We start from the raw sequence: 13,238 nt of genomic DNA on the forward strand, positions 1-13,238 counted from the left end.
TTCATATTAATTTTCTAATTTTTCTTTGATATATTTGGCCGTATGCGACTTTTTATTGTCTGCCAGTTCTTCAGGTGTCCCGGCAAAAACTACTTCACCACCATATTTTCCGGCTTCAGGACCAATATCAATAATATAATCTGCAGATTTGATGATGTCCGGTTGATGTTCTATAACAATTACAGAATGCCCGAGATCAATCAGTGCCTGAAGAGATTTCAGTAATTTTTGGATATCATGGAAATGGAGTCCGGTTGAGGGTTCATCAAAGATAAATAACGTCTTATCCGTTGTTACTCCTTTTACCAGGAAAGAAGCAAGTTTTACACGCTGTGCTTCACCTCCCGAAAGGGTAGAAGAGCTTTGCCCAAGCTGTAAATAGCCTAAACCAACCTCCTGCAAAGGTCTTAATTTCGTAACAATTTTGTCTTCATGATTTTCTTTAAAAAACTCAAGAGCTTCATCCACCGTCATATGGAGGATATCAGAAATATTCTTCTCATCAAACTTTACTTCCAGAATTTCATTTTTGAAACGGGTTCCTTTACAGGTTTCACATTCCAGCTCGATATCAGCCATAAACTGCATAGAGACATTGATGACCCCTTCTCCTTTACACTCATCACATCTTCCACCATCTACGTTGAATGAGAAATGTTTCGGTTTATAGCCCATCATCTTAGACATCTTTTGTTTGGCAAAAAGATCTCTGATATCATCGTAAGCTTTAAGATAAGTAACAGGGTTTGAACGTGAAGATTTCCCGATAGGATTCTGATCGATGAGTTCAATATTCTTGATCAGTTTTTTAGGAAATTCCACTGTATCGTAATCTCCCTTTTTTCCTCCCATTCCCAACTGTATCTGGATATCGTTTGTGAGAATTTCTTTCATTAGTGTAGATTTGCCACTTCCGGAAACTCCTGAAATAACAACCAGGTTTTCCAAAGGAACATCTACATCAATATTTTTGAGATTATTTTGTCTGGCTCCTTTAATATGGATCCATTCTTTAGCTTTCCTTCTTTTCTCGGGAACTTTAATTTCCAGTCTGCCTGTTAAATATTGAGAGGTAAGGGTATCAGCATTTTTTAATTCTTTGTAATCCCCGGCAAAAACAAGTTCACCGCCCAGGTAACCGGCTTCAGGACCAATATCAATAATATAGTCTGCAGCTCTCATTACATCTTCATCGTGTTCAACAACGATAACGGTATTTCCCAAATCCCGCAGATTTTTTAAAACTCCGATTAAATTTTCAGTATCCCTGGAGTGTAACCCGATTGAAGGTTCATCCAGAATATAGATGGAACCTACTAATGAACTTCCCAAACTGGTAGCAAGGTTGATCCTCTGGCTTTCTCCTCCAGACAGCGTATTGGATGTTCTGTTAAGGGTAAGATATCCTAATCCCACCTTTAATAGGAATTCCAGACGGGTAGTGATCTCATAGAGAAGCCTTTTAGCTACTTCCTGATCATGTTCCGAAAGCTGTAAAGAATTGATTAAAGGGAAGAGCTCGTCAAGCGGTAATTCAATCGTAGACTGGATATTATGCCCGTCAACTTTTACCCAGCTTGTTTCTTCACGAAGCCTTAAACCTTCACAGGTTGGACAAAGTGTTTTACCCCGATAACGGGAAAGCATGACACGGTATTGGATCTTGTATAAATTTTCTTCAAGCATTTTGAAGAAATTATTGATCGATGGAAAACTGTTGTTACCATCTCCTTTCCATAAATAATTTTTTTGCTCCTTCGTAAGCTGATGATAAGGCTTATGGATAGGAAAGTCCCCCGCTTTTTTGATGAATGCTTTTTTCCATTCACTCATCGTTTCTCCTCTCCATGCCACAACAGCATCTTCATAAACGGAAAGGGTCTTGTTAGGAATTACAAGGTCTTCATCGATTCCTATTACTTTTCCATAACCTTCACAGGTAGGACAAGCACCATAAGGATTATTAAAACTAAAAAAATGGACATTGGGCTCCAGGAATTCTATCCCGTCCATCTCAAATTTATTGGAAAACTCTCTGACTTTTCCTGTTTCAATATTTTTAAGCGAGCAATACCCTCTACCTTCGTAGAAAGCCATCTGAATAGAGTCTGCCAATCTTTGAAGAAAACTCTCATCTTCTTCATAAGCAAAACGGTCGATCACCAGATTAATGACCATTCCTTTTTCAGGAGTAAATCCAAAGCTTTCGAGATCTTCAATTCCCGCAACGTTATCATTAATCTCCAATCTTGTAAAACCGGCTAGCTTGAGGACATTTAAGTTCTCTGCAAAATTGTCAATATCATATTCCAGTGGAGCCGTTAAAAGAAAAGAAGAATCCTTCTTTGAAGATTTAATAAAATCCACGACATCTGTTACCGAATCTTTTTTTACCTCCTGTCCTGAAACCGGGGAAAATGTTTTCCCGATTCTGGCAAATAAAAGTTTAAGGTAATCATAAATTTCTGTGGAAGTTCCGACTGTTGAACGGGGGTTGGAAGAAATAACTTTTTGCTGGATAGCAATTGAAGGAGCGAGTCCTTTAATATCATCCACTTTTGGTTTTTCCAGTTTCCCTAAAAACTGTCGTGCATACGAACTTAAGCTTTCAACATATCTCCTTTGTCCCTCCGCATAAATTGTGTCAAAAGCGAGTGATGATTTTCCGCTTCCGGACACTCCTGTGATAACGATCAATTTATTTTTCGGGATTAATACATCGATGTGCTTCAGGTTGTTAAGATGTGCATTTTTAACAAATACCTGCTTTTTTATATCTATTTCTGTAATTGATGCCATAGTAAAATTAAGACCAACAAAAATACGAATTTTTAACGGATTTTCTTCGTCTAATTATCGCTTTTACTATTCAAAAAATCTATTAAACAGACTGTTAATATTTACAAAATAAAAACATTGACCCGGTCATTGCTTTGGTACTTTTTTGATAAAAAACACTTATGTAAATACTTTAAACAGACCAATTGATTATTTCAATAATAAAATATTATTACTGTGGTGTATTAAACAATAAGTTATAAAATGATAGCAATGAATCTGTTCATCAGCATTAATTATTAAACAAAGAAGGAAAGATGCAATATATTATTTAGCATGTTAAAGAAATTTTATGAATTTTTATGTTTTTTAAGTTGCAGTATTGCTTCGTATTTTAAATTTATTTAACATTGCAGCGTATAAATGTATATAATAATGGTAAAGTTATTCAGAGACCTTGTTACACATTTAATGAGAAAAAGGTAATTACTTCCCCACACAAGATGCAGTCCACTGCATCTTTTTTTATTTATATCAATTAAAGTTTATGATAATAATCATTTGTAAGTGTTGTTCAAGTCGTCTAATTTTGGAAATCTTAAAAAAATCTTAAATTAAGGAATGAAAAAGCTGGGAGCCGTTTTTTTTCTGGGAGCTATTGTAATGGGACAAGCACAGGAAAAAGCATCAGATATTGAAACGATAGAAGTTCAGGGAAAATTTATAGCTACTCCCTATAAGAGTGCCAATCAGAATATTACCATAATTTCAAGAGAAGAGATCGCAAATGCTGCGGCCAAAAGTATTGATGAAATTCTTCAGATGGTTCCTGGAATGGATATCAGAAGAAGAGGGGCCAATGGTGTACAGAGTGATGTAGGATTTCGTGGAAGCTCATTTGAACAAGTCCTTATACTATTAAACGGGATTCGGATGAATGATTCACAAACGGGGCACAATTCTTTAAATATTCCGGTGGATCTGGAAGATGTTGAGCGCATAGAAATTATTAAAGGTCCCGCAGCACGTAGATTTGGCCAAAATGCCTATGCGGGTGTCATCAATATCATCACCAAAACAATTTTAGGTAAAAAGGTAAAAATAAGTGCGGAAGGCGGAGATTATGAGACCTATGGTTTCGGGTTGAATGCCCAATTGGGAAATGAAAAGTTTTCCAACTCCCTGCAAGCTAATTCATCCACTTCCCAAGGATATATGCATAATACGGATTATGAAATACGGAATGTGTTTTACCAGAGCAAATTAGGGATTAGAAATGGAGATATAAGACTTCAGGCAGGTTTTTCAGAAAAGAAATTCGGAGCCAATGGATTTTATTCATCACCGAAGGCTACAGAGCAGTATGAGGAGATGCAGGCTTCCATTATCAGTTTAGCCCACCAGCAAACTTTTGGGAAACTGAAACTTAATTCTAATGTATATTGGAGAAGGGGACAGGATATGTATTTATATAACAGGCAAAATCCCGCTCTGTACAGGAACATGCATATCGGAAATAATGTTGGAGGAGAAGTTAATTCAAGTTATACATGGGGATTGGGAACGACAGGGGTTGGTGTCGAACTGAGAAAAGAGTTTCTGGTGAGTAATAACCTTGGAGACAGAAACCGTTTTGTCACCCAGGTACTCTTTGAACATCACTTTTCATTGCTGGACAAAAAACTAAATATCAGTCCCGGAATTTCCTGGGCTAATTACTCCAAGGAAGGAAATTTCTTCTATCCAGGGCTGGATGTAGGTTATAATTTTGATTCAAACAACAAGGTCTATGCGAATGTGGCAAGAGTACACAGGGTGCCAACATTTACAGATCTGTATTATATAAGTAAAACAGAGCAGGGAAACCCTGGTCTTTTGCCTGAGAATGCTGTTTCATCAGAAGTGGGATATCAATATCAGAATAAAATATTACTGGCAAAAATCAGTGGTTTTATGCGCAGTTCAAAGAATTCTATCGATTGGGTAAAGAAATCCTTGGAGGACCCTGTATGGTATGCTCAAAATGTAGGAGAAATTGATACGAAAGGAGTTGAGATAGAATTTAATCACAGATTATTCCCTTGGATAAAATATTCTTTGGGGTATACGTACCTGGATACCGAATTTAAACAGTCTAATGATTTTGTTTCAAGATATGTTCTCGATAATCTGAAACATCAGTTGGTTGCCAAACTTGAGACAAGTTTCCTGCAACATTTCACTAATGAATTAGTATACCGTTATAATGACAGAGTGAATCTTGGCAGCTATAATTTATTGGACGAAAAAATTAGTTTCGTTAAAAAGGATTTCTCAGTCTATGTTCTGATTAATAATGTTACGAATACGAAATATACCGAAACCTTTGGTGTTCAGATGCCTAACAGATGGTTTCATATAGGATTTACCTACAATATTAATATTAAGTAAAGTTAATATTAACGAGTGGTTAATTAATTTTATTTTTGCAAAAATTTTTTCAGATGAAACTTTTCTTAGGTTTAAGTTTGCTATGTAGCATGGCATTTATAAAGGCACAAGAGCATATTTCAAGCTTTAATGCTGTAACCCTCACCTATAAATTTCATCCAAAATTTTTCTTGTATGCAGAAGGTCAGCTTCGAGGAAATGAAGATTATACTTATCCCGATTATTACGAAATAAAAGGAGGACTGGGATATAATCTCACAAAAAACCACAAGCCGTTCATAGGCCTTGGAAGATATGTGAACTATAAATCCCAGAGCTTAAGCAGGGAGGAATTCAGGGTATGGCTCCAGGACGTTATCGACGTTAAGAAAGGGATTGTAAAATTTGAGAATCGTCTTCGCGCGGAAAAGAGCTGGTTTTACGAACCTAAAACAGATAAAACATCTCAAAGGATGCGTTATCGTTACCGTTTGAATGTAAGCGTACCTCTTAATGCGAAAACAATCGAAAAAGGAACTGTATTTGCCAATGCTTATGACGAAGTATTTTTTGTAAGTCCTATAAAACCTACATTTGCCCGAAACAGGGTTTACGGTGGATTCGGTTATCAGATTGACGAATATTTCGGTGTTTTATGTGGTTACCTCTGGCAAAGAGAATTCGATGCAACCGGGAACAAAAACCTTCATTTTATTTACTTAGCCCTGAACATTAATATCGATGGCACCGATCACCATACGAAAACTTATGAATTCCCGGGAGCGGATTAATATTTTTCGATCAGATAATGATATGCCTTAAGGTATTTATTAAATCTTTTAATGTCTTTAGGAGTAAGTTCCCTGTTTACTCTTCGTAAATCCATATTATCCCGCAGATCGTTTAATTTGACAGCTACAGCAAGGGGAGATCTTTCAGTTCGTTTTATGAAATCGTCATAATCCTCTTCAGGATCGAATTTGGTAAGGCAACTAATGGCAAACAGGATATATTCCGGAAAGCCCTCATTTCGTAAAAAATCAAGACTAAACTCAGAAGGGTGATCTTCTACGACATCATGCAATACCCCTACGATTTTTTCATCCATTGTTTTTCCGTACTCCATAACACGCATTACATGGGCAATATAGGGTGCATGGTATTTATCGGTCTGCCCTTTATGCGCTTTATCAGCAATCTTTATGGCTCTGTGTAAAAGTTCTTCTTTAGTCATTTTTTTGAAAAGATTCTGTGCAAAAATAGAAAATGCCTTAAATAAATAAGACATTTCTTTTAATTATTTTAAAATATTTTATCCCTGTGTTTCGTCTTCAACAGATGCAATGGGAGCGTTGTTTTTTACTGATTCTATGCCGTTCTCCATACCATTTTCAGATTCATACATCTGGCTGGTTCCAATAATCTGGCCATTCCCTGCTTTTAGATTAAAATAAGACTTTTCATTAGAAGAAGTTTTTCTTTCAAATTTAGAGTCGTCTCTAGAATTGATTCTCACGGATTCTATGCCGTTTTCACATCCTGATTTGGAGCTGTATCCCTGGCTTGTTAAGATTACCTGGCCGTTTCCTGCTTTCAGGTTGAATTGATAATCCCCGTTTGTTCTTGTAGAAATAATAAATTTTCCCATAATTTATTTGTTTTATGATGATGTTTCGGTTATTTAAAAGTAACAAAAATTTATAAAACAAAAAAGCACTTCAAAGTGAAGTGCTTTAACATCAAATTTATTTTAGAAAAGACTAATAATGTCCTTTTTCAATATAGTGTGCTGCAACTTTTTCAGTAAGAGCAACTATATTAGGATGATTAGTATATTTTGTAAATCTTCTTAATCCGGAAAGCATCATTCTTTGCTCATCTCCCTCAGCAAAAGAAACAATTCCTTCTTTAGCAGCAACGATGATTTTCTCAACTGCTTTGTAAAGGTTAAGCTGAGCCATAGCTGCTTCTACAGAATCAGGAGTAAAGTGTTTTTCAGCTCTTAAGATTGCAGATTCTGCCATGTAGATCTGATTAAGGATTTCTGAAGCATTTAGCAATAAGTGTTGCTGCTTTTCAATATCCATCATATATTTTTGAAGGGCAGCTCCTGAAACCATTAAGAATACTTTTTTAAGGTTTGCAATAATCGCTTTCTCCTCACTCATAAAGGCAGAATAATCCGGCACCTCAAATGAAGGGATACCCATTAATTCTTTACTGATTGCCATAGCAGGAGATAACAGGTCTAATTCACCCTTCATCGCTCTCTTGATCAGCATTCCTACTGCAAGTAGTCTGTTGATCTCATTGGTACCTTCATAGATTCTTGAAATCCTTGAATCTCTCCAAGCTGCCTCCATAGGAGTTTCCTCCGAGAATCCCATACCTCCGTATACCTGAATTCCTTCGTCAGCTGTATGTTGCGCCAGGTCAGATACGAAAACTTTAAGAATTGAACACTCTACAGCAAATTCTTCAACACCCTTTAATTCTGCAGCCTGATGATCTAATCCTCCCGCTACCAGTTCATCAATCTTATCCTGAATATCTTTAGCCGCTCTATACGAACCTGCCTCACTTACAAAAATTCCTGTTGCCATCTCAGCAAGCTTCTTTCTGATCGCTCCGAAAGTTGAAATAGAAACGCCAAACTGTTTTCTTTCGTTAGCATACTGGATAGAGTGGTTGGTAATTCTTCTCTGAGCATCAAGACAAGCTGCAGCTAATTTGATACGACCAACGTTCAATGCGTTCAAAGCAATTTTAAATCCGTTGTTTCTTTCTCCCAAAAGGTTTTCAACAGGAATTTTCATATCGTTAAAGAAAACCTGACGGGTAGAGGATGCACGGATCCCTAATTTATGTTCCTCTTCTCCGAAAGTTAAGCTTTCAGGATTTTCAAGTTCAGAACGGTTGATTACAAAGCCTGTAATATTTTTATCATCATCGATCTTTGCAAACAGAGTGAAAGTATCGGCAAATCCAGCATTGGAAATCCACATCTTTTGTCCGTTGATGATATAATGTTTACCATCCTCAGATAATTTAGCTCTTGTTTTTCCTGAGTTGGCATCAGAACCTGCATCCGGCTCTGTTAAACAATAGGCTCCAAACTTAGTTCCTGTAGCCAGATCCGGAAGATATTTTTTCTTTTGCTCTTCTGTACCGTAAAGAACAATTGGTAATGTTCCGATTCCGGTGTGCGCTCCGTATGCCGTAGCTAATGAACCGGTAACTCCCGAAATATAATCGCAGGCAAGCATGGTTGTTACAAAGCCCATTCCCAGTCCTCCATATTCTTCAGGAACAGCAATTCCAAGCATACCCATTTCACCAAGCTTACGCATTGTCTCTTCTGTAAATGCATAATCTTTCTTTTCGAAACGTTCCTTTTGCGGAACTACTTCTCTGTCAATAAATTCTTTCGCAGAATCACGAAGCATTTTTTGTTCCTCATTAAGTTCTTCAATAGAGAAGATCTCATTAGCAGGAATTTCTTTAATTAAAAACTCACCGCCTTTTCGTGTTTTATTAAGTGTATCACTCATTATTAATAATTTTAATTTTTGATTAAAGAATAAAGAGAAAAGAGTAAAGACTTACAACTTTAAGTTCTTTTGAAAGCCAGAAATCATTCTCTGTAATTCTGTGATTTTATTTTCTATATTTTCAAGTTGGGACAAATCAAAATAACTTCTATTGGAAGAAATGATAATCTGTGTTTGTAATTCATAAAGAGAGCCAAGACTTATTTCTAAAAAGCGATTGAAATCTTTATTGGAACTTCTACTTGAACCTTCAGCTATATTTGAAGGAACAGAAACTGAACATCTCCTAATTTGAGATTTTAGTCCAAATTCTTCACTTTTTGGAAAAATATCAGTAAGTATATAAACATCATTAGCTAATTCAATTGCCAATTTCCAGATATTTAAATTCTTAAAGTTATGTTTCATCAAAGTCTTTTCTCTTTATTCTTTTTTCTTTTATCTATAATAATTCAAAAATACTTGCTGCTCCCTGTCCTGTTCCTACGCACATTGAAACCATACCGTATTTATTTCCGCGTTTTCTCATTTCATCCAGAAGCTGTACAGTAAGCTTTGTTCCGGTACATCCAAGAGGGTGCCCCAGAGCGATTGCTCCTCCGTTTACATTAAGGATATCAGGGTTTAGACCTAATTCTTTTTTGATGGCAACTGACTGGGAAGCGAAAGCTTCATTTAATTCAATTAATTCGATGTCTTTTAATTCAAGGCCTGCTTGTTTTAGTGCTTTTGGAATAGCATAGATAGGTCCCATTCCCATGATTCTAGGCTCAAGTCCTGCAGCAGCATAGGCAACAAGCCTTGCTTCCGGCTGTAAACCTAACTCTTTTACCATTTCCTCACTCATAACCATTACGAAAGCAGCTCCATCACTCATCTGAGAAGAGTTTCCGGCTGTTACGCTTCCTCCGTTGGCGAATACAGGTCTTAGTTTAGCCAAACCTTCTAAAGAAGTATCTTTTCTTGGTCCTTCATCAACAGAAAAATCAAACTTTTTGGTTTGCATCTTCTGATTTTCATCCAGGAAATTATATTCTACAGGAAGGGGAACAATCTGATTGGTAAACTTACCTTCAGCATTAGCCTTTAAAGCTTTCATATGAGATTCAAAAGCGAACTGATCCTGTTCTTCTCTTGTGATCTTATATTGTTTTGCTACTTCTTCCGCAGTATAACCCATTCCCCAATAATAGTCAGGGTTTGTTTTGGCAATATCAGTTTCCGGAACCGGCTTGTATCCTCCCATAGGAATATAAGACATTGATTCAGTACCACCGGCAATAATACAATCCGCCATTCCGGCCTGAATTTTAGCTGAAGCAATAGCAATTGCCTCACTTCCTGATGCACAATATCTGTTTACAGTTACACCTGGAACTTTATCCGTATTCAATCCCATCAAAGAGATGAGACGGGCTACGTTTAAGCCCTGCTCAGCTTCAGGCATTGCATTTCCTACGATAAGGTCATCAATCCTGTTTTTATCCAATTGCGGAAGCTCAGCCATTAATTTTTCAATTACTGTAGCCGCCATTACATCCGGACGTGTAAAGCGAAGGGAACCTTTAGGCGCTTTACCCACCGCTGTCCTGTATCCTTTTACTATATATGCTTGTTTCATTTTTTTGTATTTAAGTATTAATGTAAAATGTATTAATGATCTAAAATGTTTAAGTATTAAATTTTTGCTTCAATTTGGCCAGCATATTTTGAATATGTTTAGTTTCTGAATAAATAATATCAAAATCATCATTTTTGAAAAACCCCAAATCATTAGCGATTAATATTTGTGTTTCGAATTCAAAGGATGATCCTAAGGCAATATTCAGGAAATGTGAAAACTGAGCATCTGTATCACGACCCGCACCTTCAGCAATATTTGAAGAAATTGAATAAAGACTTCTTCTTGATTGAGAGGTAAGTCCGAATATTTCATCTTTTGGAAAATCAAGCGTGGCCAGGTAAAAAATTTTACAAAGTTTCATTGATTTTGTCCAAACTTCTAGGTCTCTGAAATTGTGCATCGTTAATACATTAATACTTTTTACATTTTACAGAAAATTCTAATTCCTAAGTGGTTTTCCGTTCTGCAACATGTACTGTATTCTTTCCAGGGTTTTTCTTTCTCCGCAAAGTTGAAGGAAAGTTTCTCTTTCAAGATTCAATAGGTATTGTTCGGTTACAACAGTTGGTTCGGAAAGATTTCCACCTACCATTACATTGGCCAGTTTATCTGCGATCTTCTTGTCGTGTTCAGAAATAAAGTTTCCGGTTAACATCTGGTCTGTTCCTACATAGAACATTCCCAATGCATCTTTTCCTAAAACTTTTACGCTTTGTTCAATAGGTTGTGTGTATCCTTGCTCTGCTAATAATTTTGCAATCTTTTTAGCCTCTGCAATTTGTCTGTTTTTACTTACGGAAACAATATCTTTTCCTTTTTCAAGGATTCCCATATCATAGGCTTCGTAGGCTGAAGTTGCTACTTTACCCATGGCAATGTTCATGAAAGCTTCGCGTAGTCTGTTGTTTTTCACATCATCGGTGTGGAATTCTCTTGAGGTTCTTAAAGTTAATTCTTTAGTACCACCACCACCAGGAATTACACCAACTCCGGTTTCTACCAGGCCGATATAAGTTTCCGCAGCAGCAACTACACGGTCAGCGTGCATGGTCATTTCGCAGCCGCCACCAAGAGTCATTCCATGAGGAGCCACTACGACAGGAATTGAAGAATAACGAACTCTCATCATTGATTTCTGGAAATAAGCTATAGCCATATTCAGATCATCCCAGTCCTGTTCGATAGCCATCATAAGGATCATAGCTAAATTGGCACCTACCGAGAAGTTGGTCCCCTGGTTACCGATTACAAGGCCATCGTATTCTTTTTCAGCTAAGTCGATCGCACGGTTAAGTCCGTCAAGAACTTCTCCGCCAAGAGAGTTCATCTTGGAGCGGATCTCAAAATTGATAATTCCGTCTCCCAGATCTTCAATAGCTGAGCCTGAATTGCTCCAAAGTGTTTTATTCTTTCTGATATTATCTAAAATAATGAAGGCATCCTGACCCGGGATATTGTTGTAATTTCCTGAGTTTTTGTCATAATAGATACTTTGACCTTCATCATTAACTTTATAGAATGTTTGTCCTTTTTCCGCCAATTCTTTAGCCCAATCAGAAACCTCATAGCCTGCATCTTTCGCAAGTTCAATACCTTTTTGAATACCTACGGCATCCCAGATCTCAAACGGACCGTTTTCCCATCCGAAACCAGCTCTCATGGCATCATCAATTTTATAGATGTCATCAGAAATTTCCGGGACTTTATGAGATACGTAAGCGAATAACGCACCCAAAGATTTTCTGTATAATTCTCCTGCTTTATCTTTTCCGCCGATTAAAACTTTGAATCTGTCGATAGGTTTATCAATGGTTTTAGTAAGCTCAAGGGTAGGGAAAGATGATTTTCCCTGAAGTTCATATTCTAAGGTATCCAGATTTAATCCATGAATTTCAGATTTTCCATCTGCATTCTTCACTTTCTTGTAAAATCCTTGCTGTGTTTTAGAGCCTAACCATTTATTATCCATCATTTTCTGGATATAATTGGGAAGCGCAAACACATCATTAAAGTCATTGGCTTCTGAACCACTTTGGCGTACACCGTTAGCTACCATAACCAGAGTATCCAAACCTACCACATCCGCTGTTCTGAAGGTTGCAGATTTTGGACGGCCGATCACCGGTCCTGTTAATTTATCTACATCGGAAACGGTAAGACCTAATTTCTGTACATTATGTAAAAGGTCCATCATGGAAAATACCCCGATTCTATTGGCAATGAATGCTGGTGTATCTTTTGCCAAAACCGTAGTTTTACCCAAGAACTTGGCTCCGTAGTTCATATAGAAATCAACGATCTCGGGATCCGTATCATTGGTTGGGATAATCTCCAAAAGAGGAAGATAACGTACCGGGTTGAAGAAGTGGGTTCCTGCGAAATACTTCTTGAAGTCATCGCTTCTTCCTTCCGTTAATAAGTGGATAGGAATTCCCGATGTATTAGAAGAAATTAAAGTTCCTGGTTTTCTGAATTGTTCAATCTTTTCATAGACAGATTTTTTGATGTCCAGTCTTTCAACGACCACTTCAATAATCCAGTCTGTATTTTTTATTTTCTGTAAATCATCATCAAAATTTCCTACTTTGATTCTATCTGCAAATTTTGGAGAATAGAGTAGTGCAGGACTCGCTTTTTTAAGTTTTTCAAAGTTCTCTGCAGCAATTCTGTTTCTTACTGCTTTATCATCTTTGGTCAAACCTTTTTTTTGTTCTGCTTCAGTCAATTCAAAGGGAACAATATCTAAAAGCAAAACTTCCACACCAATATTGGCGAAGTGAGCTGCGATACCGCTTCCCATGATTCCTGAACCAAGAACCGTAACGTGTTTGATTCTTCTTTTCATCTGTAAACTATTTATTATTTATTTTTATTGG

10 protein-coding genes are annotated in these 13,238 nt (G+C 36.9%); 2 read left to right on the forward strand and 8 right to left on the reverse strand.

Features of this window, described 5'->3' with window-relative positions:
- Positions 1–6: 6 nt before the first annotated feature.
- A complete protein-coding gene (gene uvrA / locus PFY10_02430) occupies positions 7–2,799 on the reverse strand; it encodes an excinuclease ABC subunit UvrA (protein ID WBV57298.1) in 2,793 nt (930 codons plus the stop codon).
- Positions 2,800–3,399: 600 nt separating this feature from the next.
- Between uvrA and PFY10_02435 the strand changes: the two genes are divergently transcribed.
- Both PFY10_02435 and PFY10_02440 read left to right on the forward strand, forming a co-directional pair.
- Entirely contained in the window at positions 3,400–5,208 is a 1,809-nt protein-coding gene (locus PFY10_02435; GenBank protein WBV57299.1) for a TonB-dependent receptor, read from the forward strand.
- A gap of 53 nt (positions 5,209–5,261) precedes the next feature.
- The gene (locus tag PFY10_02440; GenBank protein ID WBV57300.1) at positions 5,262–5,978 is read left to right on the forward strand and encodes a DUF2490 domain-containing protein; all 717 of its coding nucleotides are present in this window, start codon (positions 5,262–5,264) and stop codon (positions 5,976–5,978) included.
- On the opposite strand, the gene PFY10_02445 is transcribed toward PFY10_02440, so the two are convergent.
- From PFY10_02445 to PFY10_02475, 7 genes are all read right to left on the reverse strand, one after another.
- Entirely contained in the window at positions 5,975–6,421 is a 447-nt protein-coding gene (locus PFY10_02445) for a phosphohydrolase (protein WBV58980.1), read from the reverse strand. The two genes, PFY10_02440 and PFY10_02445, sit on opposite strands and share 4 nt — an antisense overlap.
- 78 nt (positions 6,422–6,499) lie before the next feature.
- The gene (locus tag PFY10_02450) at positions 6,500–6,835 is read right to left on the reverse strand and encodes a YegP family protein (protein WBV57301.1); all 336 of its coding nucleotides are present in this window, start codon (positions 6,833–6,835) and stop codon (positions 6,500–6,502) included.
- Positions 6,836–6,947: 112 nt separating this feature from the next.
- Complete coding sequence (locus PFY10_02455) at positions 6,948–8,738, reverse strand: acyl-CoA dehydrogenase family protein (GenBank protein ID WBV57302.1); 1,791 nt, start codon at positions 8,736–8,738, stop codon at positions 6,948–6,950.
- A 51-nt stretch (positions 8,739–8,789) separates the two neighbouring features.
- A complete protein-coding gene (locus tag PFY10_02460) occupies positions 8,790–9,146 on the reverse strand; it encodes a four helix bundle protein (protein ID WBV57303.1) in 357 nt (118 codons plus the stop codon).
- A 34-nt stretch (positions 9,147–9,180) separates the two neighbouring features.
- Positions 9,181–10,359 carry an acetyl-CoA C-acyltransferase gene (locus tag PFY10_02465; protein WBV57304.1) on the reverse strand — a complete coding sequence of 393 codons (1,179 nt, stop codon included), beginning with the start codon at positions 10,357–10,359 and terminating at the stop codon, positions 9,181–9,183.
- Positions 10,360–10,408: 49 nt separating this feature from the next.
- Positions 10,409–10,723: a four helix bundle protein gene (locus PFY10_02470; GenBank protein WBV57305.1), complete on the reverse strand. Its 315-nt coding sequence runs from the start codon at positions 10,721–10,723 to the stop codon at positions 10,409–10,411.
- 78 nt (positions 10,724–10,801) lie between these two features.
- The gene (locus tag PFY10_02475) at positions 10,802–13,207 is read right to left on the reverse strand and encodes a 3-hydroxyacyl-CoA dehydrogenase NAD-binding domain-containing protein (GenBank protein WBV57306.1); all 2,406 of its coding nucleotides are present in this window, start codon (positions 13,205–13,207) and stop codon (positions 10,802–10,804) included.
- Between the last annotated feature and the right edge of the window lie 31 nt (positions 13,208–13,238).

This window comes from Chryseobacterium daecheongense, assembly GCA_027920525.1.
Taxonomy (GTDB): domain Bacteria; phylum Bacteroidota; class Bacteroidia; order Flavobacteriales; family Weeksellaceae; genus Chryseobacterium; species Chryseobacterium proteolyticum.